Annotated in this window: 28 protein-coding genes; 14 read left to right on the plus strand and 14 right to left on the minus strand. The window is 70.8% G+C overall.

Annotated elements, in window-relative coordinates; all coding sequences use genetic code 11:
• Genes AB0L06_RS34385 through AB0L06_RS34400 form a run of 4 tightly spaced genes read left to right on the plus strand, consistent with a single transcriptional unit; the run spans position 1 to position 3,954 of the window.
• Complete coding sequence (locus AB0L06_RS34385) at positions 1-939, plus strand: acyl-CoA dehydrogenase family protein (protein ID WP_500235334.1); 939 nt, start codon at positions 1-3, stop codon at positions 937-939.
• Positions 940-962: 23 nt separating this feature from the next.
• The gene (locus AB0L06_RS34390; RefSeq protein WP_500235335.1) at positions 963-2,624 is read left to right on the plus strand and encodes a CocE/NonD family hydrolase; all 1,662 of its coding nucleotides are present in this window, start codon (positions 963-965) and stop codon (positions 2,622-2,624) included.
• A gap of 9 nt (positions 2,625-2,633) precedes the next feature.
• Entirely contained in the window at positions 2,634-3,485 is an 852-nt protein-coding gene (locus tag AB0L06_RS34395; protein ID WP_500235336.1) for a GNAT family N-acetyltransferase, read from the plus strand.
• Positions 3,486-3,540: 55 nt separating this feature from the next.
• The gene (locus tag AB0L06_RS34400) at positions 3,541-3,954 is read left to right on the plus strand and encodes a VOC family protein (protein WP_500235337.1); all 414 of its coding nucleotides are present in this window, start codon (positions 3,541-3,543) and stop codon (positions 3,952-3,954) included.
• A 33-nt stretch (positions 3,955-3,987) separates the two neighbouring features.
• Here the strand turns inward: AB0L06_RS34400 and AB0L06_RS34405 are convergent, their stop codons facing one another.
• The gene (locus tag AB0L06_RS34405; protein ID WP_500235338.1) at positions 3,988-4,326 is read right to left on the minus strand and encodes a HEAT repeat domain-containing protein; all 339 of its coding nucleotides are present in this window, start codon (positions 4,324-4,326) and stop codon (positions 3,988-3,990) included.
• 189 nt (positions 4,327-4,515) lie between these two features.
• On the opposite strand from AB0L06_RS34405, the gene AB0L06_RS34410 reads away from it, so the two are divergent.
• Together AB0L06_RS34410 and AB0L06_RS34415 are read left to right on the plus strand one after the other, a co-directional pair.
• Entirely contained in the window at positions 4,516-4,863 is a 348-nt protein-coding gene (locus AB0L06_RS34410; protein ID WP_500235339.1) for a VOC family protein, read from the plus strand.
• Positions 4,864-4,912: 49 nt separating this feature from the next.
• Positions 4,913-5,887 carry an alpha/beta fold hydrolase gene (locus AB0L06_RS34415; protein WP_500235340.1) on the plus strand — a complete coding sequence of 325 codons (975 nt, stop codon included), beginning with the start codon at positions 4,913-4,915 and terminating at the stop codon, positions 5,885-5,887.
• A gap of 101 nt (positions 5,888-5,988) precedes the next feature.
• Here AB0L06_RS34415 and AB0L06_RS34420 read toward each other — a convergent pair whose 3' ends face one another.
• The 3 genes from AB0L06_RS34420 to AB0L06_RS34430 are packed head-to-tail and all read right to left on the minus strand — an operon-like array spanning position 5,989 to position 7,437.
• Positions 5,989-6,654 carry a DUF899 domain-containing protein gene (locus AB0L06_RS34420; RefSeq protein WP_500235341.1) on the minus strand — a complete coding sequence of 222 codons (666 nt, stop codon included), beginning with the start codon at positions 6,652-6,654 and terminating at the stop codon, positions 5,989-5,991.
• Between the two features lie 11 nt (positions 6,655-6,665).
• Positions 6,666-7,016, minus strand: coding sequence for an ArsR/SmtB family transcription factor (locus AB0L06_RS34425; RefSeq protein WP_500235342.1), 351 nt, complete (start codon positions 7,014-7,016; stop codon positions 6,666-6,668).
• Positions 7,006-7,437: an SRPBCC domain-containing protein gene (locus tag AB0L06_RS34430; RefSeq protein ID WP_500235343.1), complete on the minus strand. Its 432-nt coding sequence runs from the start codon at positions 7,435-7,437 to the stop codon at positions 7,006-7,008. Before AB0L06_RS34430 ends, AB0L06_RS34425 begins: the two co-directional genes overlap by 11 nt.
• 131 nt (positions 7,438-7,568) lie before the next feature.
• Here AB0L06_RS34430 and AB0L06_RS34435 point away from each other — a divergent pair, with 131 nt between their 5' ends.
• The 5 genes from AB0L06_RS34435 (at position 7,569) to AB0L06_RS34455 (ending at position 13,592) form a co-directional block, all read left to right on the plus strand.
• On the plus strand, positions 7,569-8,606 hold the full coding sequence (locus AB0L06_RS34435; RefSeq protein WP_500235344.1) for a hypothetical protein: 1,038 nt from the start codon (positions 7,569-7,571) through the stop codon (positions 8,604-8,606).
• Between the two features lie 39 nt (positions 8,607-8,645).
• Positions 8,646-9,368, plus strand: a complete 723-nt coding sequence (locus AB0L06_RS34440) for an N-acetyltransferase (protein WP_500235345.1) — start codon at positions 8,646-8,648, stop codon at positions 9,366-9,368.
• A gap of 116 nt (positions 9,369-9,484) precedes the next feature.
• On the plus strand, positions 9,485-11,896 hold the full coding sequence (locus AB0L06_RS34445; RefSeq protein ID WP_500235346.1) for a beta-glucosidase family protein: 2,412 nt from the start codon (positions 9,485-9,487) through the stop codon (positions 11,894-11,896).
• A 90-nt stretch (positions 11,897-11,986) separates the two neighbouring features.
• Positions 11,987-12,415, plus strand: coding sequence for a hypothetical protein (locus AB0L06_RS34450; protein ID WP_500235347.1), 429 nt, complete (start codon positions 11,987-11,989; stop codon positions 12,413-12,415).
• Between the two features lie 166 nt (positions 12,416-12,581).
• Entirely contained in the window at positions 12,582-13,592 is a 1,011-nt protein-coding gene (locus AB0L06_RS34455; RefSeq protein WP_500235348.1) for an SMI1/KNR4 family protein, read from the plus strand.
• A gap of 118 nt (positions 13,593-13,710) precedes the next feature.
• On the opposite strand, the gene AB0L06_RS34460 is transcribed toward AB0L06_RS34455, so the two are convergent.
• The 3 genes from AB0L06_RS34460 to AB0L06_RS34470 all read right to left on the minus strand — a co-directional run bounded on the left by AB0L06_RS34460 (position 13,711) and on the right by AB0L06_RS34470 (position 15,077).
• Complete coding sequence (locus AB0L06_RS34460) at positions 13,711-14,472, minus strand: DUF6193 family natural product biosynthesis protein (RefSeq protein ID WP_500235349.1); 762 nt, start codon at positions 14,470-14,472, stop codon at positions 13,711-13,713.
• 190 nt (positions 14,473-14,662) lie between these two features.
• A complete protein-coding gene (locus AB0L06_RS34465; protein ID WP_500235350.1) occupies positions 14,663-14,848 on the minus strand; it encodes a pentapeptide repeat-containing protein in 186 nt (61 codons plus the stop codon).
• Positions 14,829-15,077: a hypothetical protein gene (locus AB0L06_RS34470; protein WP_500235351.1), complete on the minus strand. Its 249-nt coding sequence runs from the start codon at positions 15,075-15,077 to the stop codon at positions 14,829-14,831. Before AB0L06_RS34470 ends, AB0L06_RS34465 begins: the two co-directional genes overlap by 20 nt.
• A 320-nt stretch (positions 15,078-15,397) precedes the next feature.
• Between AB0L06_RS34470 and AB0L06_RS34475 the strand changes: the two genes are divergently transcribed.
• The gene (locus tag AB0L06_RS34475) at positions 15,398-15,808 is read left to right on the plus strand and encodes a toxin-antitoxin system YwqK family antitoxin (RefSeq protein ID WP_500235352.1); all 411 of its coding nucleotides are present in this window, start codon (positions 15,398-15,400) and stop codon (positions 15,806-15,808) included.
• 227 nt (positions 15,809-16,035) lie between these two features.
• Here AB0L06_RS34475 and AB0L06_RS34480 read toward each other — a convergent pair whose 3' ends face one another.
• Both AB0L06_RS34480 and AB0L06_RS34485 read right to left on the minus strand, forming a co-directional pair.
• Entirely contained in the window at positions 16,036-16,575 is a 540-nt protein-coding gene (locus AB0L06_RS34480; protein ID WP_500235354.1) for a hypothetical protein, read from the minus strand.
• Positions 16,576-16,734: 159 nt separating this feature from the next.
• Entirely contained in the window at positions 16,735-17,223 is a 489-nt protein-coding gene (locus tag AB0L06_RS34485; RefSeq protein ID WP_500235355.1) for a MarR family winged helix-turn-helix transcriptional regulator, read from the minus strand.
• A gap of 210 nt (positions 17,224-17,433) precedes the next feature.
• On the opposite strand from AB0L06_RS34485, the gene AB0L06_RS34490 reads away from it, so the two are divergent.
• Positions 17,434-17,784, plus strand: coding sequence for an antibiotic biosynthesis monooxygenase family protein (locus AB0L06_RS34490; RefSeq protein WP_500235356.1), 351 nt, complete (start codon positions 17,434-17,436; stop codon positions 17,782-17,784).
• Between the two features lie 245 nt (positions 17,785-18,029).
• Entirely contained in the window at positions 18,030-18,458 is a 429-nt protein-coding gene (locus AB0L06_RS34495) for a DUF4267 domain-containing protein (protein ID WP_500235357.1), read from the plus strand.
• 135 nt (positions 18,459-18,593) lie between these two features.
• Here the strand turns inward: AB0L06_RS34495 and AB0L06_RS34500 are convergent, their stop codons facing one another.
• From AB0L06_RS34500 to hisH, 5 genes are read right to left on the minus strand one after another with little or no spacing between them, the layout of a single operon-like run.
• Positions 18,594-19,436, minus strand: a complete 843-nt coding sequence (locus AB0L06_RS34500; protein WP_500235358.1) for an ATP-grasp domain-containing protein — start codon at positions 19,434-19,436, stop codon at positions 18,594-18,596.
• The gene (hisF, locus tag AB0L06_RS34505) at positions 19,433-20,194 is read right to left on the minus strand and encodes an imidazole glycerol phosphate synthase subunit HisF (RefSeq protein ID WP_500235359.1); all 762 of its coding nucleotides are present in this window, start codon (positions 20,192-20,194) and stop codon (positions 19,433-19,435) included. Before hisF ends, AB0L06_RS34500 begins: the two co-directional genes overlap by 4 nt.
• Complete coding sequence (locus tag AB0L06_RS34510; RefSeq protein ID WP_500235360.1) at positions 20,191-20,577, minus strand: RidA family protein; 387 nt, start codon at positions 20,575-20,577, stop codon at positions 20,191-20,193. Before AB0L06_RS34510 ends, hisF begins: the two co-directional genes overlap by 4 nt.
• Entirely contained in the window at positions 20,574-21,293 is a 720-nt protein-coding gene (priA, locus tag AB0L06_RS34515; RefSeq protein ID WP_500235361.1) for a bifunctional 1-(5-phosphoribosyl)-5-((5-phosphoribosylamino)methylideneamino)imidazole-4-carboxamide isomerase/phosphoribosylanthranilate isomerase PriA, read from the minus strand. The genes AB0L06_RS34510 and priA overlap by 4 nt, the downstream gene beginning before the upstream one ends.
• A gap of 43 nt (positions 21,294-21,336) precedes the next feature.
• Positions 21,337-21,978, minus strand: a complete 642-nt coding sequence (gene hisH / locus AB0L06_RS34520; RefSeq protein ID WP_500235362.1) for an imidazole glycerol phosphate synthase subunit HisH — start codon at positions 21,976-21,978, stop codon at positions 21,337-21,339.
• Positions 21,979-21,980 lie beyond the last annotated feature (2 nt).

The following is a 21,980-nucleotide window of genomic DNA, read 5'->3' on the forward strand; positions in this document are numbered from 1 at the left end:
ATGTCGGACGACGTGAAGATCCTCGGAGAGACCGCGCACGCGATCCTCGCACTGGACGATCCGTGGCCAGCGCTGGTGGAGGCAGGTCTGACGGGTGTCGGCATCCCGGAGGACGCGGGAGGCAGTGGCGGCGACCTGGCGGAGGTGGCCGTCCTCCTGCGCGCGCAGGGGTACCACGGCGCGGCGGTTCCGCTCGCGGAGACGCTGCTCGCCGGACGGCTGCTCGCGGAGACGATCCACCCGGTGCCGCCCGGACGGCTCACGGTCGTCCCCGGACGGTTCGCGCGGCGGGTTCCGTGGGCGCGGGACGCGGACCGGCTCGTCGTCCTCGACGGAGGCCACGCCGCCGTCGTCACCCCGGCGCACGCCGACGTCACCCCCGGGACGAACGTGGCTGGTGAGCCGCGTGACGACGTGCGGGTCAAGGGCGTCCTGCGGGAGGTCGAGTGTCCGGTTTCGGCCGCCGACGTGATGCTGTGCGGGGCGCTGTTCCGGGCCGTCCAGCTGACGGGGGCGATGCGGCGGGTGCTGGAACTGGCGGTCGGCTACGCGGGCGAACGGGAGCAGTTCGGACGTCCGATCGGGCGCTTCCAGGCCGTCCAGCAGCAGCTCGCGGAACTGGCCGGGGAGGTGGCGGTCGCGGACGTCGCGGTGCGGGCGGCGCTGCGCAGCCCGGACGAGGAGGTCGCGATCGCGGCGGCGAAGCTGAACGCCTCGCGCGCGGCGGGCGTCGTCGCGGACCTGGCGCACCAGGTGCACGGCGCGATCGGCGTGACGTCGGAGCATCCGCTCGGCGCGCTGACCACGCGCCTGTGGGCGTGGCGGGACGAGTTCGGCGGCGAAACGCACTGGGCGCGTCGGCTCGGCGAACTCGGGCGGGTGCCGTGGGAGACGGTCACCCGAACCGGCTCCTCACCGACTACCGTTACTTACCAGTAGCCCCCATTGGGAGACCGAGACGCATGGCCCTACTCGATCGCCTGCACACTCCCCCGCTCCGTGTCCCGCGCTATGCCGTCCATCGCGACATCCCCGTCCGGATGCCGGACGGCGTGACGCTGCTCGCCGACCGGTACGTCCCGCACGGCGTCCGGAATCCGCCGACGCTGCTCGTCCGCACGCCCTATGGACGGCGTGGTCCGGCGGCGCTGCTCAACGGCCTGCCGTTCGTGCCGTTCGGGTTCCAGCTCGTCGTGCAGAGCGCCCGCGGCACGTTCGGGTCGGGCGGCGAGTTCGACCCGCTCGGCAGCGAGCGCGACGACGGCGCGGCCACGCTGCGCTGGCTGCGCGAACAGCCCTGGTTCGGCGGGTCGCTCGGCCTGTACGGCGCGTCCTACCTGGGCTATTCGGCATGGGCGCTCGCGTCCGAGGGCGGCCCGGAGCTGAAGGCGATGGCGCTGCAGGTGACCGCGTCGTCGTTCCGCGAGGCCGCGTACGTCGGCGGGTCGTTCGCGCTGGAGTCCACGCTGACCTGGACGGACCTCACGCACCGGCAGACCACCCGGCTCGGCATGCTGACCGCGCCGATCGTGTCGCGCCGCCGGGCGGTGCGGGCCGCCGCGTCGCTGCGTCCGCTGGCCGAGCTGGACGTCCTGACCGGCGGCGCGCCGATGCGCTTCTACCAGGACCTCCTCGCCGCTCACGCGGACGGCACGGACTACTGGCTCAGCCGTGACTTCTCCGGGACGGTCGGACAGGTCGAGTCCCCCGTCACGCTCCTCGGCGGCTGGTACGACGTGTTCCTGCCCTGGGAGATCCGGGACTACCTCGCGCTGCGCGCCGCCGGGCACCGGCCGTACCTGACGATCGGGCCGTGGTGGCACGCGGACGCCCGGCACGGGATCGTCGCGTTCCGCGAGGCGCTCGCCTGGTTCCGCGCGCACCTGCTGGACGACCCGTCCGGCCTGCGGAAGCACCCCGTGCGCCTGTACGTGACGGGTGCGCGCGAGTGGCGCGACTACCGCGACTGGCCGCCGCCCGGGATGCGCCAGGAGCGCTGGCATCTGCACAAGGGCGGCGGGCTCGGCCCGGACGGCCCGCAGCGACACGAGCCCAGCACGTACCGGTACGACCCGGCGCGTCCGACGCCCGCGCTGGGCGGCCCGACGCTCCTCGGGAGCTCGAAGCCGGTGGACAACCGTCCGCTGGAGCGGCGCCGCGATGTCCTGGTCTTCACGTCGCCGCCGCTGACGTCCGACCTCGAGGTGATCGGGCCGGTCACGGCGGACGTCCACCTGCGGTCGAGCCGCCCGCACACCGACCTGGTCGTCCGGCTGTGCGACGTGGACGCCGACGGCGTGTCCCGCAACGTGTGCGAGGGCGGGCTGCGGCTCACGCCCGCCCACCCGGCGGACGGCGACGGCGTGCACCGGGTGACCGTGGACCTGTGGCCGACCGCCCGGCGGTTCCGGCGCGGGCACCGCGTCCGCGTGCACGTGACCAGCGGCGCGTACCCGAAGGTCGCGGCCAACCCCGGCACCGGCGACCCGCTGACCAGCGCGGCGCGGCTCTCCGTCCCCGCCGACCAGGAGGTGTTCCACGACCCGGACCGTCCGTCGGCGATCCTCCTGCCGGTCGTCGAACGGGCCTCCGAGGCCGCCGTGGCGGACCCGGCCCCGGAGTAGGGTCTGCGGATGAGCGACTGGCAGATCACCGGGGACCTGGACGCCTTCGAGGCCGCGGCGGGCCCCCTGCTGCGCGCCGACACGATCCGGAACACCAACCACCTCACCGTCCTCGGCGTCCTGCGCGGTTCCGGCCCGCACGCCTTCGGCCCGGCCGACCCGCTCTTCGGCTGGTTCGGCGGTCCGGAGCCGGTCGCCGCCTTCCTCTGGACGCCCGACCTCCCGATCCTCCTCACGACCGCCACCGACGACGCCGCCCGCGCCCTCGCGAACGTCCTGCCGATCACCACCGCCACCGGCGTGAACGCCGAACCGTCCGCCGCCACCGCGTTCGCCGGAGCCTGGCGCGCCCGCACCGACACGATGTCCTGGCGGCTCGAGGAGCATCGCCTCTACCGGCTGGGCGATCTCGTCCCGCCGAACCCGATGCCGCCCGGCACCGCGCGGGTCGCGACGTCCGCCGACAGCGCGCGCGTCATGGACTGGCTGGACGCCTTCGCCGCCGAGTCCTCCGGCAGTGCCCCGCGCCCCGTGGCCGAGGCGCGCCTGGCGTCCGGCTGCTTCGTCCTGTGGGAGGTGGACGGCGAGCCGGTCGCGCTCGCCGGACGCACCCCCGCCCTGGACGGCATGACCCGTGTCGCCAACGTCTACACCCCGCCCGCCCACCGCCGCCGCGGCTACGGCGCCGCCGTCACCGCCGCCGTCAGCCGCTCCGCCCTGGACACCGGCGTCCGCGACATCGTCCTGTTCACCGATGTCGCCAACCCGACCAGCAACGGCATCTACCAGTCCATCGGCTACCATCCGGTCACCGACCGCGTCATCATCGGCTTCACGGAGAACGACGGCCGACGGCCGTGAATCGTCGTCCCCACATGAGAGATTCGTCCGGAGAGGCCGATCTCGAGGAGTCGTCGTGAGCACGTTGAAGCGCGTCCGCACCGTGATCTACCCCGCCCGTGACCTCGCGGCGGGCATCGCGTCGTGGACCGCGGTCCTCGGCTCCGGCCCGGCCTGGGAGTCCCCCGACTTCGCCACGTTCACCGGCGAGGTCGAGGTCGGGCTGTCCCGGCTCCCCTGGTTCGAGCACCCGCTGGTGTTCTGGCAGGTGGACGACATCGCCGAGGCCCACCGCGAACTGCTGGACGCGGGCGCCGTCGCCATGACCGAGGTCGCGGGCGGATCGATGGCCGAACTCGGTGCCGCCCCCGTCACCAACGGCGACCCCGCGACCGGCATCGTGGAGGTCCCGGGCCGCAGACTCGCCGTCCTCAAGTCCGCTGACGGCAACCTGATCGGCCTCCTCCAGGACATGCCGACGTCCTGGTAGCGCGGGCCGGGCCCCTTCGCGTCGTCCGTGCCGTCAGTCGATCCAGCCGTTGCCTCGGGCCTTGTCAAGGGCCGTACGGGACTCGCGGCTGTCGAGCATCTCCAGGCCGCGTACCGCCCAGAGCCGGAGGGACTCGTCCTCGTTGGCCAGCTGGACGGTCAGGACCGGCAGCGCCTCCGGCGACCGGGCCTCGGCCAGCAACTCCAGCAGCCAGCAGCGCAGCCCCTGGTCGGGCTCCCGCTCGAACTCGGCCGCCAGCTCAGCCACGTAGGAGTCGGCGTGCTCGCGCAGGAAGTCGAAGCCGTCCTCCCGACGCTGCGGATCGGCCGCGCGCATCATCGTCATCGCCTTCTCGAAGCGCTGCACCGACATCCCTCGAACCCCATTCCCGTCCGTTCCCGCGCATGCAGGAGTATTCCGAAGTTTCGAGGTACACGTCCCCCGACCACAGCGGCTCCCGCCCGGCTGGACGGTAATCCCCTGGCACACTCGCGAGAGCGCCTGCCCCGTGTCGTGTGGCGGAAGCCCGTCCGGCGGCGCCGGGCTTCCTAGGATCGCGGTATGACCATCGACTTGTTCGCGGGCATCCCTGTTAGCGACTATCAGGCGGCGCTGGCGTGGTACGAGCGACTGTTCGGAACGCCTCCGGCGTTCGAGCCGGACGACAGCGAGTCCGTCTGGGAGGTCGCCGAGCACCGCTACGTGTACGTCGTCCACCTGCCCGAACGGGCCGGGCACGCCCTGCACACGGTGTTCGCGTCCGACTTCGACGCGCGGGTCGCGGAGATCGTGGAGCGCGGTCTCGCCCCGGACCGGCGGGAGACCTACGAGAACGGCATCCGCAAGGCGACCTTCCGCGATCCCGACGGCAACGAGTTCTCCTTCGGCGGCGCCCCGTCCGAGGTTTAGGCGCGGGTGAGTGCGGTACGCCCCGCGACGTAGAAGGGGACACGCCATCATGCACCGGACCGTCCACACCAACGGCATACGCATGCACGTGACCGAGGCGGGTCGCGGACCGGCCGTGCTGCTCCTGCACGGGTTCCCCGAACTCGGCTACTCGTGGCGGCACCAGATCCCCGTCCTCGCCGACGCCGGATTCCGCGTCCTCGCACCTGACCTGCGCGGATACGGCCAGACGACCGCACCCGCCGACTCGTCCGCCTACAGCCTGCGCGAGAACCTCGCCGACCTCACCGGGCTCCTGGACGCGCTGGGCGAGCACTCCGCGGCCGTCGTGGGCCACGACCAGGGCTCGCCCATCGCGTGGGCAGCCGCCCAGCTCCATCCCGAGCGGTTCCCCGCGGTCGTCTCGCTGGGAGTGCCGTACACCGCCCGGATGCCGATGCCGATCACGCAGCTCATCAGGAGGAGCTACCCCGGCAAGTTCAACGTCGTCTTGTACTTCCAGGATCCTGGGGTCGCCGAGGCCGAGCTGGACGCCGATCCGTCGCGGACGCTCCGCATGACGATGTACGCCCTGTCCGGCCAGGCTCCGTCCGACCTGGTGCCGCGGTGGCTGTTGGAGACCCCCGAGGGGGCGGGGTACCTGACGCCGCTCCCCGATCCCGGTGTCCCGTCGCGCTGGTCGTCCTGGCTCACCAACGCCGAGTTCGACCACTACGCGCGCGAATACCAGCGGACCGGATTCGACGGGGCGATCCGCAGGTACCGGACGTTCGACTTCGACTGGTCGGACCTGCCCACGGTCGGCACCGTCAAGATCCACCAGCCCGCCCTGTACGTCACGGGCGACCTCGACTCGGCCTACCGCTTCCAGACCGACCTCAGCCCAATGCGCGCCGGGGTGCCGGGGCTGCGCGGCGTCGAGATCATGCCGGGCTGCGGACACTGGACGCAGCAGGAGCGTCCCGTCCAGGTCAACCGGCTCCTCGTCGACTTCCTGAGGGCCTCGTACGCCCGGACGGGATGAACCACTCAAGACGGGCACGGACACCAGGTTTGGGAGCGAAGGGGATGGTCGCAAGGCGACCCCACCGCGGGGTCCCGCGGCGGCGTCGCTGACGGCGTGGTTCAGGAGGTGTGGGAGTCGTGCCAGTTCCACCACTGGTAGGGCGGGGTCTGGGGGTGGCCCTCGGGTGAGTCCTCCCAGTTCTCCTGGCGGCCGAGGGCGGTGATGTCCAGGTACGCCCAGGTGCCGCCCATGGACTCGTCCCCGCGCCCGTTGACGAAGTACGTGCGGTAGACGGTGTCACCCTCGCGGATGAACGCGTTGGTGCCGTGCCACTCGTCCACGCCGTGGTCGACGTCGAAGTCGTCGGTCATGGTGACCCAGGGCATCGTCCAGCCCATGCGGTCCTTCATCCGGGCGATCTCCGCCTGAGGACCGTGGGACGCGAACACGAGCGTCGTGTCGCGGGCGTTCAGGTGGGCGGTGTGGGCCACCTGGTCGGCGACCATCGAGCAGCCGACGCAGGGACGGTTCGGCCAGTCGCCGACGCCCGGGTCGAAGAACGCGCGGTAGACGATGAGCTGGCGGCGTCCGTCGAACAGGTCGAGCAGGCTCGCCTTGCCGTCCGGGCCGTCGAACACGTACGGCTTGTCGACGCGCAGCCACGGCATGCGGCGGCGCTGCGCGGCGAGCGCGTCACGGGCCCGGGTGAGTTCCTTCTCCTGCACGAGCATGCGCTCGCGCGCGGCGTCCCACTCCTCCCGGGAGACGACGGGTTGCGTCTTCATGGTCATGCCCCCTACTTGTCGAGATGGTTCCTCAGGGCGTCCAGCGGCCCGTCCCAGTCGCGGGCGAGAGCGGCCAGGTACTGCTGCGCGACCTGCATCGGCGCGGAACGGAGCCGGTACCGGACGCGCCGCCGCTCGCCCGGCTCGGCCGTCACCAGGCCCGCGTCCGCGAGCAGGGCGAGGTGCTTGGCGACGGCCTGCCGGGTGATGGGCAGGCGTCCGGCCAGGTCGGTCGCCGTGGCCGGCCCGCCCGCCGCCAGCTCCGCCAGGAGGGCCCGGCGCGTCGGATCGGCCAGGGCCGCGAAGACCTGCTCCGCTACGGCCTCGGCGTCGGGCTCGGGCCCTTCTTCGTCAGGCCGCATCGAGGTGTTCGGCGAGGTTGCGGAACTGCTGCGCCCAGCCGTCGACGTTGCCGCTGAAGGCCTTGGCGTGCTCGTCCTCCGGGAGCTGCGCGAAGCCGGTCTCGACCACGGTCAGCCGCGTCCCGGCGCCGGACGGCTCGAGGGTGAACTCGACGTAGGTGCGGCGCGGGTCCTCGTCCGGCAGGCCGTAGACCTTCCAGGTGAACCCGAACACCTTCGGCTCCTCGACGCGCTCGACCCGCACGCGCTGCGAGAACCCGTTGCCGAACTTCATCCACCCCGCGCCGCCCGGCTCCAGCTCGAGGCCGGCGGACTCGGCGAACCAGGCGCCGAGCCCCTCGGCCGTGGTGAGCGCGCCCCACACCTTGGCGGGCGGGTGCGCGAGGTCGACGGTCCGCTCGATTCGATCGGGAAAGCCCATGACGTCCTCCTTATGGCAACCTTCTGGTTGCAACACTATGGCAACCGATCGGTTGCGTCAACCGGGGGATGTCCTCCGCCGCTGCTAGCGTCCGGCGCGTCCGCCAAGATCACCCCCCGGAGGCTCCCCCGATGCGTCACGGCACTCCCTTGCGCTTCCCCGAACTCGACCGCCTGAGGGACTTCGACGCCGCCCACCGCGGCTTCCACGTCAACGGCTTCGCCGTCGAGCACGGCAATCCCTACACGGACGCGGAACTGGACAACCGGGTCGTCTCCTTCGGAGAGGCCAACGCGAGCGGATCGATGTACGCGATCTGGCTCCGGGACGACCGTCCTGACCTGGGCACACTGCCCGTCGTCGCACTCGGCGACGAAGGCGGGCTGCACATCGTGGCCCGCGGCTTCCGCGAGTTCCTCCGCCTGATCGCGTCCCTGCCGGACGACTGCGAAGCCGACATCGACTGGAAGTGCTTCGGCGTCCGCGGCGGCGCCTCCGACGACGAAGACGATGACCAGGACGAGGACTACGGGGAAGAGGAGGACGACGAGGACTTGGACAACTCCGAGAACCGGGCGGCCTTCCTCGCCTGGCTGCGCGAGGAGTTCGACATCACTCCCACGGACGGCTGGGAGGCGATCGTGGACACCGCGCAGGCCGAGCACGCAGCGGAGTGGGCGGCCTGGGTCCATCCGCTCGTCCCGGACGCGGTCTTCTCCCCGATCCACGATCTGAACCGGCTCGACCAGTTCCGTGCCCAGTTGTACAAGGGCTTCGCCAACGGCTTCTGGCTGCACCGCGAGTTCAACGAGCGGCACCGGAGGAACCTGCCCCGGCTCAAGAACCCGGCGCGTACCGAAGCGATGGCCGTCTTCGGCTCGAACGACACCGACACCTTCTTTGCCCTGGACGCCGACGGACGCGTCCTCGCCCTCGGCAAGGACGCGGGCCTGCACGTGGTCGCCCGCGACCTGCGCACGTTCCTCCAACTCCTCGCGGGGCTCACCGACGCCGAGATCTGGTGCGACGAGGACCAGGTCGCCCTGCGCCCCTGCGAACCGGCCCCGGCCTGCACCGAGTACGTCGAGTGGCTCGAGAACACCCTCGGCCTGCGCCCCGCCGCGGCGCCGGAAGCCCTCCTCGCCGAGGCACGCGCAGACCGCATTTAACTCATCGGAATCCCTCAAAACCACTGTTAACCTGCCCGGATGGAGATCACGACGCTGGCCGAGCGGCCGGAGCTCGAGCGGGCACTGACGGACCTGAGCGAGGAGTGGCCGGGGTTCAGCGGGTACGACCCGGTGACGCAGACCCGGTGGGCGGACATCCCGCGCTTGTTCCCCGAGTTCGTGATCGTCGCGACCGAGGGCGACGAGCTGGTCGCCCGCGGCTTCAGCGTGCCGTTCAAGTCCCGGGGCCCGCTCCCCGGGACCGGCTGGGACCAGGTCGTGATCTGGGCGTTCCGCGACCACACCGCCGGGGTCGAGGCCGACACGGTCAGCGCGATCGAGATCACCATCCGCGGCGACCACCGCGGCGCGGGCCTGTCGGGCACCATGCTCGCGGCGATGCGCGTCAACGCGAAGGCGCGCGGGTACGGCGAGCTGGTCGCGCCCGTCCGCCCGAACGCCAAGCACCTGGAACCGAAGACGGCGATGGCCGAGTACGCGTTCCGCACCCGCGAGGACGGCCTGCCGCACGACCCGTGGCTCCGCGTCCACGTCCGCGCCGGCGGCGTCATCGACTCGATCGCGCCCGCGTCCATGGTGGTCGCCGGGTCCCTGGCGCAGTGGCGCGACTGGACGGGCCTGCCGTTCGACGTGCCCGGCCCGGTCGAGGTTCCGCAGGCCCTCGTGCCCGTGACCTGCTCCGTCGAACACGACCACGCCGTCTACGTGGAACCCAACGTCTGGGTGCGCCACACCCTCTGACCATCCGCTCTGTCGCCCGGGTCCGGCGGTACGCTCGCCGCGCCCCGGGACGGCGGACGTCGTTCTGGAGCGTGCACCGGGCCTCTCCGCCCGCCCGCTCCGAAAGGACACGACGGATGGCGTTCACCTCGTCCCGCATCGGCGGCCTGGTCGCCCGGCTCGACCTTGAGCGGAAGGTCCGGCTGCTCACCGGGGCCTCGGTCTGGTCGCTGCACGCCGAACCGGCCGTGGGCCTGCGTCCCATCGTCGTCTCGGACGGCCCGAGCGGCGTGCGCGGATCGTCCCTGGACGACCGGGACCCGTCCGCGAGCCTGCCGTCGGCGACCGCCGTCGCCGCGACCTGGGACCTCGGGCGCGTGCGCCGCCTCGGCGCGCTCATCGCCGCCGAGGCCCGCCGCAAGGGCGTCGACGTCGTCCTCGGCCCCACGGTGAACCTGCACCGCTCGCCGCGCGGCGGACGGCACTTCGAGGCGTTCAGCGAGGACCCGTTCCTCACCGGCGAGCTCGGTGCGGCGTACGTGTCGTCCGTCCAGGCGCACGGCGTCGCGACGACCGCGAAGCACTACGTCGCCAACGACAGCGAGACCGACCGCATGACCGTCGACGTCCGCGCGGACGAGCGGACCCTCCGCGAGGTGTACCTCGCGCCCTTCGAGCGGATGGTCGAGGAGGGCGCCTGGCTGGTGATGTCGTCCTACAACGCGGTGGACGGCGTGACGATGTCGGCGAACCCGCTGCTGCGCGCGCCCCTCAAGGACGAATGGGACTTCGACGGCGTCGTCATCTCGGACTGGCTCGGCGTCCGCGACACCGAGCCGTCCGCGCGGTCCGGGCAGGACCTCGTCATGCCCGGCCCCGACGGCCCTTGGGGAGCCGCCCTCGTCGAAGCCGTCCGCGCCGGGCGCGTGCCCGAAGCCGCCATCGACGAGAAGGTCGCCCGCCTGCTGCTCCTCGCCGAACGGGTCGGCGCGCTCGCCGACGCCCCGGAGACGCCCGAGCCCTGGGCGGACGACGACATCGCGGCGCTGCTCCGCGAATCCGCCGCGGACGGCATGGTGCTCGCCCGCAACAACGGCGTCCTCCCCCTCACCACGCGTCCACGCGTCGCGGTGATCGGCCAGCACGCGCTCCGCGCCCGGAACCAGGGCGGCGGATCCGCCACCGTCTTCCCCGCCCACGTCGTCACCCCGTTGGAAGGCCTGCGCACCGCACTCGGGGACGACGCGGTGGCGTACGCGCCGGGCCTGCCTCCGGCCGACGAACTGCGCCCGTTCCCGCGGACTTCCGTCGTCGACCCCGCCACGGGCGAGAACGGCGTCCACGTGCGCTACCTCGACGCCGAGGGCACGGCGTTCGCCGAGGAGGTCTTCCCGAGCGGACGCATGGCGTGGCTCTTCGACCCGAACCTCGCCAAGGCCGCGGCGGTCGAGGCCACGACCCGGTTCGTCGCCTCCCGCGACGGACACCACGAGCTCGGCTTCGCCGGAATCGGCCGAGTCACCTTCACCATGGACGGCCAGGTACTCAGCACCGCCCCCGTCATCCCCGACCGGATGAACTTCCTGCACCCCCCGCACCGCGTCTTCGCGCGCGACCTCACATCCGGCCAGGCCGTCGACCTGCACCTCGTCTTCACCCCGAACCTCCCGGCGGGCTTCCCGTTCGCCCTCCTCGCACTCGGGGAGAAGGATGTCTTCGGCGACCCCGCCGAGGAACTCGCCCACGCCGTCGCGCTCGCCGCGTCCAGCGACGTGGCCGTCGTGGTCGTCGGGACGACGGAGGCGATCGAATCCGAGGGGTCCGACCGTCCCGGCCTCGTCCTGCCCGAGGGCCAGGACGACCTGGTCGCCCAGATCAGCGCGGCGAACCCGCGCACGATCGTCGTCGTGAACGCGGGCGCACCGGTCACGATGCCCTGGATCGACGACGTCGCGGCCGTCCTGCTCACGTGGTTCCCCGGACAGGAGTTCGGCCACGCCCTGGCGGACGTCCTCACCGGCGCACAGGAACCCGGCGGCCGAATGCCCACGACCTGGGCCGCCCGGGACGAGGACGTCCCCGTCTGGAGCGTCGACCCGGTCGACGGACGCCTCGCCTACACGGAAGGCATCCACATCGGCTACCGCGCCTGGCTGCGCCGGAACGGCCCCGCCCCGGCGCTCCCGTTCGGCAGCGGCCTCGGCTACACCGACTGGGACCTCGGCGAGCCGCACGTCCACCAGAACACCGTCGAGATCGGCCTCCTCAACACCGGAACCCGCACGGGCAAGCAGGTCGTCCAGGCGTACCTCTCCCGCCCCGACTCCACCATCGAACGCCCGAAGACCTGGCTCGCAGGCTTCGCCGTCGTCCACGCCGCCCCCGGCACGTCCACCACCGTCCGCATCGACCTCCCGCCCCGAGCCTTCCGGCACTGGGACGAGAAAACCCACACCTGGGAAGTCGAACCCGGCGACTACGTCCTCCGCATCGCCTTCTCCGCAACCGACCCGGGCCGCACCACCACGGTCACAGCCCCGAAAACCTGAGGCCGACCCGACCAAGGGTGTGGCTAGCCCCACCCGCCCGTGCGTCCAGCCCCATACCGGCCTGATCAGGCGCTGAATAGCGTCCTGAGCATGGAAAACAACACGTACACCACGACCTCCGAGACCCGCGGCACCCGGAACGCCATCGCCACGCTGAGGAACACCCTCAAGGTCTACATCGCCCTCAGCACCGCCGCCCTCGCAGCGGTCATCGCGGTGTCGAGCACGGGCCACACGGTGAACACCTTCATGTGGATCCGAGCAATCCTGCTCCCCCTGGTCGCCGTGCTGATCTACCGCATGACCCTCTCGGCATCACAGGGCTCGCGACGAGCCTTCGAGCGCCTGAAGACCCTCACGGTCATCCTGCCGATCGCGATCATCGGCGTCGACCTGATCCCCGGCGTCTGCCCGCTCTGGTACACCGCGATGCAGACCCTCTGCATGCTGCCCGTCATCGCCGCCGCCCTCATCACCCGCGGCCACACCCTGCGCACCACCTTCCCCAAAAGCTCCTGAACGGCGTCCGAACGGCCCGTGCCCATCCGTCGACCTCCCCGAACCGCAGAGCCGATCAACATCGCGGAGGGAGCGGCTCAGTGTTGACTCGGCGGCGGGCCCTGATGATCCTGTGAACCCAACGTCTGGATCCGCCACACCCCGCTGATGGGCTTGATGATCACCGATGACGAACAAGGACGCTCTGCGAAGGGCCGGGCTGGAGCTGGCCGAGAGCCTGCACCCCCTGCCGGAAGATGCCTTCGACTGGCCGCCGAGGTTCCCGGACGGCCCCATTCCTGACGACTACGTCGCCCTGCTTTCACGAACCGGCCCAGGAACGGTGGCAGGCGTGCTCCAGCTCCTCGCGCCAGGAGCCGTTGAGGGCTTCGACATGACGATCGAACAGCACGTGCACGCGCAACCGCATCCGGAAGCGCGACTGTGGGGTGTGTTCAGCAGCGGGGAAACCTGCTGGTGGTTGCCCATCGACGACGCCCCCGAGCGGTGGCTGGTGGTGCTGGACGGCAACGGATACCAGCAGCTGAACCTCACCACCACCGAATTCATCGACGAATGGCTGGACGGCCTTCTCGACCTGCCGGTCCTCTCCCTCGGCCCGGCGAAACGCCCGCGTACATGGACGCGCGCCGGACAACCGATCCGTCCCGAACCCTTGGAAGCCGGTAGGCGCGACCCGCTGGCGCAGTTGTCGACCATCATCGGCCCCGGTGTCAGCGCCACCTACGACTGGGAGGCCATTGAGCGCGAGGTGGGCGTCCCCCGGCTGCCGAACGACTACAAGCGGTTCTTCGAGACATACGGCGGCGACGGTGTCCCCCTCCAAGGCATCTTCCTCGCGTTCCCGGACACCCTGGCCAAGGACCACCGAGCCCATGCCGGTCTCGTCGACAACCTGCGGGATCATCGTCGTGTCGCCCACTCGGAGCCCGGTGGTCTGCTCTTCTGCGGCAGCACCGAGGGGCGCGACATTCTCTTCTGGGACACCGCGGGGCCGGATCCCGACCGCTGGCCGGTGGTCAACGCGGCCTACGGCGGGATCGAGAAGTTCGGCCCGCTGACCGAACTTCTCGTCGCCGAGCTCACCGGCGTCGGGCTGGGCTTGGTCGCCTGCTCCCTCGGCAACCCCGCGGAGTGGGCATGGCCGCACTGGGGTCCACGCCCACGCCGCTTCTGACCCCCGCCTGGTAAGGCCCGTGAGGACGGGCCGTTCGTGGCCGTCGGACGGGGTGGAGCGACGAGCCCGCCCCGCCGACGCCCGCGAGGACTCACAGGAGCCCGCTCCGCCCCCACTCCTATGTGGAACCCGCGGCAGGCTTGCCGAGGTCGTGCGCGTTGCCCGCGACCGCCGGCCCGCAGTCATCAGGGAGGCTGGCTACGACCAAGGCGACGGCGGCCTCGGCGCCGCCAACTTCCTCGACAGCACGTACGTCTGACCCGATTTCGTGCCACCACACGACGCGGTAAGTCCCACCCCCTCGGCTACCGATTCCGGGCAGGTCGTCCGTGTAGGGATATCCGATGCAGCGGCTGAAAAGCAGCACCCGATGGCTGTGAAGAGGGAACAGCGCTCGTAGCCGCGGCTGAGCGTAGGCCGCCTCGATCAGGTCATGGTCGACGTGCCGAGCTATGGAGGTGCGATAGAGCGCCCACTTGGCTTCGGTCGCCTCACCGGCCTCGTGCGCTTCCGCGAGCGGACCATACTCAACGAACGGACAGGCGTCCTTCAACTCACGCAGCCGCGCACCTGCCTCCCACAAGCCGACGGCCTTGACCGCCCCGAGCAGGTCTCCGGTCTGGGCCTTGGCCATCATGACGCCCCAATCCCAGAACTCCATCAGGAACAATCGCTCCAGACCTGCGGCCAGGATGCTCACATGCCGGTGACCGTTCCCGACACGGGTTGCACAGTCCCACCAGCCAGGAGCACCGGACGGCGATGCCGTCAGCTCATGGCCCGCCTCGTCCAGCGCGACCTGCACGGCGGCCCGAAGACTCCCCGCCAGTCCAATCTCCGGATAGAGGCGGATGTACTTCTCTCGCGGCTGTCCTGTCATGACTACGACCCGTTGGCCTCTCGGAGCGCATTTGAGAAGGGTTCTGATATGCCGGTTCGAAGGGGCGTGGGCCTTGCCGGGGGCGGGTTGGCCGTTGCGTGTCAGGCGCCGGGTCATGAGTCCGATTCTCTGCACCAACGCGGAGCGAAGGACCTGGCGTTCTAGAGTCGCGGGCGTGAAGGTGGAGCGGCTACTGGGCCCAGCCGATGACCTGGTCGATCTCCAGGGCTCGGGTGATGGCGTTGTCGAACCTGGCACCGGTGACATCGGTGAGGCCGTGCGGTGGCGCACCCGTGTTGACCAGCCCGAACTGTGCTGAGGTCAAATCGGTGTCGCGCAGGTCGGCGTCCCGAAGGTCACATCCGGCCCAGCTCACGCCCCTCAGCGACGCACCCCGCAGATTTGCTCCTCGCAGGTCGCAGATTGAACGAGCAGCCATCCAGGGTGGCGTGGCGCAGGTCTGTTGTGACGAAGGAACAGCGGTCGAACCACAGATTCAACGCGCATAGTGAGGTGAGGTCTTGGCCGTCCAGCACTTGGCGGGTGACGGTGGTGTAACGCCCCAAGGCGCTGAGCGTCCGCTTGGACGGCGCTTCGTCAGCCATAACACCATGATGCCAACTCCGCCGATGGTTGAGCACCTTGATAAAACCTGGCTCCCTGCCCCATCCGTCGACTGGCACGAAGAACTCGCGCGAATAGGCGCTGGCTGGGGATCGGTCCGCTCGTCCCCTGCCAGACGTGACACCCGTGCTATGCCTGCCCGCACAGGTGCCGCCGTGCCCGGCAACGTCCCTCGGACGACCATAGTGATTTGGCAGAATCGGCTCGGACCGGATGTCGCGAGTCACCGGCGACCGCAGGAACATGCGAGCCGGCGGACAGGACGCGCACGTCGAACCAGACAACAAGCTAGGAAGCCTTCATGGATCGAGTCCCAGCAGACCGAGTCGTCTACGCAGACGACGGCCTCTACTATCTGGACGACGTGCCCTTCACCGGAGTCGCGTTCACGGAAAAGGATGGCGCCCTCAGGTCTGAGGCGACGTACCGGGAGGGTCTGCAGTGGGGGGCGACGAAGGAGTGGTATCCGTCGGGGCAGCCAATGGCGACCTCGACCTTCACTCAGGGGGCAAGGCATGGACGGGCTCGCGAATGGCACAAGAACGGGCAGCTCGCAGAGGACGGCGAGTACGAGTACGGCATTACGTTGTGGACGAAGCAGTGGGATGAGAACGGCGTCCTTGAGGACGACTACACGCTCACGGAATCCGACTCGGACCATCAGACGCTGCTGCGCTTCCGGGCGCTCTACGGCGAAGCCCAGCAACCGTAACAGGGCTGCCACTCACCTGTCCGACGTGACGACCAGCAGCGCCGCGGTCACCACGCCCACGGCGCTGCACGACCGCTGGAGAGCCAAGTCCCGGTACTGCCTGTGACGTTGACGCCGGGGTCCGGCACGGACCTTCCCATCGAGGCGGGTTTCGTCAGATCGCAGGCGGGGGCGGGCCGCTGACGAAACCTTCTGGCCACCGTCTCTGCCGTATTCCGAGAGCGCCCTCAGACGAGCATCCCGCGCACCAATGCGTCAAGCTCGGAGGCTGATTCCGGAGTCAGCCGGTAGAAGCCCTCCAAGCTGACCGAGCGTTCGAGGCGCCCGTCCTCAGTGACGTACTTGAGCGTGCGTGTCTTGCCTCGCGCGTTCCGCCAGGTGAGGCGGGAGAGAAGATCCCCGGGCACCGGAAGGTCGAATCGGACGGGAGTGGCGTCCACGTGGATCGGCTCGGCGCCGCAGTCGTAGGCGCCGAGCATCGCCCAATCCTCGTGCCCCGGACAAGCCGAGTCCCTCCAGCGCACCGGGACGGACCCGCAGCACCCACCGCGCTCAAGGTCCACGATGCGCATGCGGGTGACCACATGGACGACGTAGCGGTTGACGTGAAGCGCGTACACCTCGTCGCCGGGCTGGGCACCCCTCCAGGCCGGAAGTGATTGGTGACTGCCTCCGAACGCGACCGGCGGCCGCTCGCCCACGCGACCGTGCTTGCGAAGGGCGCGGCACCTGTCGTGGGTCCAGAGGACGGTGAAGGCATCCGGCATGCGGTGATCGTACGGATGGACACCGACAAACAGACCCCGCGCCGCCGCCGACGCAGCGCCCTATGAAGAGCAACCGCCCGTTCGGGATCTCGACTCAGGGATCACCTCAGGCTCGGGCAGTTCCCGCGCGTCAATGGTGAGTGTTCGGCTCGGCTGTGGTCAGTAGTTCTGGACTTCTTTGGCCCAGGCTTTCATGCCGGCTGCGAAACCTTGCTGGTCTCGGGGGGACAGGGTGTCCAGTACGCGCAGCAGTGGCGCGGCCCGTTCGGCGACGAAGCGTTCGACGGCGGGGCGGTGCTCTTCGGCGAGCGATACCAGGGTGCGGCGGCGGTTGTCCGGGTCCTCCTGACGCTGCACCAGACCGGCCCTGCTGAGAGTGCCGACGATTTCGCTGACCGTCGACAGCGACACACCGATCCGGGCTGCCAGCTCGGACACGCTGAGCGTGCCTGAGGCCGCGAGCTGCGGCAGGACCGCGCCGTGGCGGCCGGTGAGCCCGTGCGTCCGGAAGATCTCGGTCAGCTCTTCGGGCATCTCACTGGGGCCGCGGCGAAAGAAGGCCTCCACCAGGGGCACGAAGCCGATGATCTCCCGGACGTCGTCGTCCCCGGGCAGTTGCGGATCGCCCGGAACGGGATCGCTTGTCATGCGCCGACTCTATCGTCTACGATCCCCAAACTGTTTGGAAATCCAAAGTGACTTGGGCGACTCGGCGCTCAGCGGAGTCGTCCTCGGCCAGTCCCGCCCCGACCACGCAACCCCATCCAGGATCCGGACACCAAGCCCCTCGAACCGCCGGCGCCACCAGGACGCGGCCCCAGCGACACCCACCGACCGACAGCGAGAGGAAGTACCGAAATGGCCAAGCTGCAGAGTCTCGACCCGCACACGCCGATGTTCGCGCAGTTCAAGGAGAAGACCGGGCCCATCGTCCTGGCCAACACCTTCCTCGTCCCGACGGAGAGGACCGAATCGTTCCTGGCCCTGTTCCGGAGGCAGGCCGAGTTCATGAAGGCTCAGCCGGGATTCGTCTCCCTGCAGATGCACAAGGGAACAGCAGGCAGCCAGCTTCTGATGAACGTCGCGGTCTGGGAGTCGACCGAGGCCCTCGCCACGGCGCTCGGCACCCCAGAGTTCCAGCGCATGGCGGCTGAGTTCCCCGACGACATCGTGTCCTACCCGCACATCTTCGAGCAGATCGAGGTGTGACACGGCAGCTGCAGCCGGGGCAGGGCGGCCAGAGAATCCCTCTGCCCTGCCCCGCGCAGTCACGCATCCCCGCACCCGTACCGGGTCGCCAAGCACCCACCACGCGGCGACACCCCGACTAAGGGGATCCCGTCCGTCCTGCCCGCACCGGTCCCGACTCATCTGGCACGTCATCGGCCTCCCCAGCCGCCCCCCCCCATCACGTCCCCGGCCGCACCCAATCTGAACGTCAAGGGAGAAGCACCATGTCGCTCAAGAAGCTCAACACCGTCCTGGCCACGCTCAACGTCCTGTTCGTCCTCTACCTCGGGGTGTCGTTCGTCTTGAGCCCCGCGACGTCCACCCCCGACTTCGGTCTGCCGAGCTGGCCGTCCGGCGACGGCGGCGGCTTCCTCGTCGTGAAGGGCTTCCGCGACATCGCAACGGGCCTGGCTCTGGGGGCCCTGCTGATGACGGGCCACCGCCGGGCCCTGGGCTGGGTCCTGCTGTTGGAGGCCGTCGCGCCGTTCGGCGACATGCTCAACGTCCTGGCCCACCACGGCTCCAAAGCCGCCGCGTTCGGCATCCACGGCCTGACCTCGACGCTGGTCGCGGCCACCGGCCTGCTGATCCTCCGCGAGACCGGCAAGGCCCTCAAGATCGCCGCCCCAGCGCCCGCCGCGCAGCCCGCCTGAAGCCGCATGCCCCGGAGGGGGCCGAGCCGTCCGCCGTCCCGGCGTCGCGGGCTGAGTGGGGTGCTGCGCGAACGGTCCGTCGCAGTCGGCTGCGACGGACCGTTCGGACGCGTGAGTTGTTGGGCCCCGGGGTTCTTAGAGGCGGGCGGCGATGGCCTTGGCGTACGCTTCGGCGGCTTCGGGGGCGATGTCGAGGAAGAGGGAGGGCTCGGTGAGTTCGAGTTCCATGAGGACGGGGGTGCCGTCGGGGCCGGTGACCATGTCGACGCGGGCGTAGAGGAGGTCGGGGGCGCCGGGGATGGCGGCCAGGGCCTGGTCGGCCAGGGCGAGCTGGGCTTCGGTGGGGGTGGTCGGGGTGATGACGCCTCGGCCGTCCCCGTCGGTCACGAGGCCCTCGATGCCCGCTCCTGCGCGCAGGATCGGGGACTTGCGGGCGGCGTGGCTGAACTCGCCGTCGCAGAAGACCAGGGCGGTCTCGCCTTCGGTGTCGATGGCGGAGAGGAAGGGCTGGACCATCGCCGGGCTGCCGCGCAGGGCGGACAGGTGGGCGCGGGCCTGGTCGTCCTCGGCGCCGCGCTTCCAGCGGGCGGTGTCGCGGGAGCCGGCGGAGACGGCGGGCTTGACGACGAACTCGTCCCAGTCGGGCAGGTCGTCCGGGTCCCACAGGGTCGGGACGGTCGGGACGCCCGCCTCGGCGAGGTTGCGTAGATAGCGCTTGTCGGTGTTCCAGCGCAGCACCGGCGCCGGGTTCGCGACGCGCGGCAGGGCCTCGGCCCAGGCCAGGAACTCGGCGGGACGGTCGATGTAGTCCCAGGTGGAGCGGATCACCGTGAGGTCGTAGGACGACCAGTCGGCGGACGGGTCGTCCCAGATGACCGATTCGGCGGTGACGCCGAGATCGGCGAGCGACGTGCGGAGCAGCTCGGCCTCGTAGCCGCCGTCGGGGATCGCGGCGAACGTGGCGAGGGCTACCTTCATCTGACGGGGAGTCCTTCCTGGCGCAGGGCGGCCTTCACGTCGGGGATCGTGAGTTCGCCGAAGTGGAAGACCGACGCGGCGAGGACCGCGTCGGCGCCGGCGGCGACGGCCGGGGCGAAGTCCCCCACGGCGCCCGCGCCGCCGGACGCGATGACCGGCACCGACACCTCGGCCCGGACAGCCCGGATCATCTCCAGGTCGAAGCCGGACTTGGTGCCGTCGGCGTCCATCGAGTTCAGCAGGATCTCACCCACGCCGAGGTCCTCGGCACGCCGGGCCCACTCGACGGCGTCGAGGCCGGTGCCGCGGCGTCCGCCGTGCGTGGTGACCTCGAAGCCGGACGCGGTGCCCTCGGCGCGGCGCGCGTCCACCGACAGGACGACGCACTGCGACCCGAAGCGGTGCGCGGCCTCGCGCAGGAACTCGGGACGGGCGATCGCGGCGGTGTTGATCGACACCTTGTCGGCGCCGGCGCGCAGCAGCGTGTCGACGTCCTCGACGGTGCGGATGCCGCCGCCGACCGTCAGCGGGATGAAGACCTGCTCGGCGGTGCGGCGCACCACGTCGTAGGTGGTGGAGCGGTCCCCGGACGAGGCGGTGATGTCGAGGAAGGTCAGCTCGTCGGCGCCCTCGGCGTCGTAGCGGGCGGCCAGCTCGACCGGGTCGCCCGCGTCGCGCAGGTTCTGGAAATTGACGCCCTTGACGACGCGTCCGGCATCGACGTCCAGGCACGGGATCACGCGTACGGCGACGGTCACGAGGCCCCCCTGTAGGCGTCGATCTCGATCTCGACCAGCTGGCGCGGGTCGAGGAGGCCCGCGACGACGAGCATGCTCGCGGCGGGACGGACCTGGCGGAAGAACTCGGCGTGGGCGCGGCCCACGGCCTCGGAGTACGCGGCGTCGGTGACGTACATCCGGGTGCGGACGACGTGCTCGCGGCCGAGGCCGAGCCGCTCCAGCGACCACAGCGCGATCTCGATCGCGGTGCGGGTCTGCTGGTAGGGGTCCCCGACGTGGACGACCTCGCCGTCGACGGTCGAGGTGCAGCCGGAGACGAAGGCGTGGTCGCCGGCGAGGACGGCCCGGGAGTAGCCGATCTGGTCCTCCCAGGGGCCGCCCGAGGTGATGCGCTCGATCAACGCACGGCCTCCAGCGCCTCTTCGAGGGTGAACGCGCCCGCGTAGAGCGCCTTGCCCACGATCGCGCCCTCGACACCGTCCGCGACCAGGCCCGACAGCGCGCGCAGGTCGTCCAGGGACGAGACGCCGCCGGACGCGATGACCGGCTTGTCCGTCCGGGTGCAGACCTCGCGGAGCAGGTCGGTGTTCGGGCCGCGCAGGGTGCCGTCCTTGGTGACGTCGGTGACGACGTAGCGGGGGCAGCCGTCGTCCTCGAGCCGGGCCAGGACCTCCCACAGGTCGCCGCCCTCGCGGGTCCAGCCGCGGGCGGCGAGGGTGGTGCCGCGGACGTCCAGCCCGACCGCGATCCGGTCGCCGTACTCGGCGATGATCTTGCGGCACCAGGCCGGGTCCTCCAGGGCGGCGGTGCCGATGTTGACCCGGCGGCAGCCGGTCGCGAGGGCCGCCTCGAGGGACGCGTCGTCGCGGATGCCGCCGGACAGCTCGACCTTCACGTCCAGCCGTCCGGTGACCTCGGCGAGCAGCTCGCGGTTGGAGCCGCGGCCGAACGCGGCGTCGAGGTCGACCAGGTGGATCCACTGGGCGCCCGCCTCCTGCCAGGCGAGGGCGGCCTCCAGCGGGGCGCCGTAGGAGGTCTCGGTGCCCGCCTCGCCCTGCACCAGGCGCACGGCCTGGCCGTCGGCGACGTCAACGGCGGGAAGCAGCGTGAGTGACATGAGGTCCTTACCCGAAAGGAGTGGGAAGAGAAGAAAGGGAAGGTCAGTCGACCGTGGCGAGCCAGTTCTCCAGGAGCTGGGCTCCGGCGTCGCCGGACTTCTCCGGATGGAACTGGGTGGCGCACAGGGGGCCGTTCTCGACGGCGGCGACGAAACGGTCGCCGTGCTCGGCCCACGTGACCAGCGGCGGCCTGATGTTGCCGGACGGGTCGGCCTGCAGCTCCCAGTTCTTCACGCCGTAGGAGTGCACGAAGTAGAAGCGCGTGTCGGCGGAAAGGCCCGCGAACAGCTTCGAGCCGGACGGGACGTCCACGGTGTTCCAGCCCATGTGCGGCAGGACGGGCGCGGACAGCCGCTCGACCGTCCCCGGCCACTCGTCGCAGCCCTCGGTCTCCACGCCGTGCTCGACGCCCCGCTCGAACAGGATCTGCATGCCGACGCAGATGCCGAGCACCGGACGGCCGCCCGCGAGCCGCCGTCCGATGATCCGCTCGCCCCTGATCTTCCGCAGTCCCGCCATGCACGCCTCGAACGCGCCGACGCCGGGGACGACCAGGCCGTCCGCGGCGAGGGCGGCGTCGAAGTCGGACGTCACGGTGACGTCCACGCCGTGCCGGGCGATCGCGCGCTCGGCCGAGCGCAGGTTCCCCGACCCGTAGTCGAGGACGACGATCGACTTGCCCATGC

The organism is Spirillospora sp. NPDC052269, from assembly GCF_040679435.1.
Lineage (GTDB): Bacteria > Actinomycetota > Actinomycetes > Streptosporangiales > Streptosporangiaceae > Spirillospora.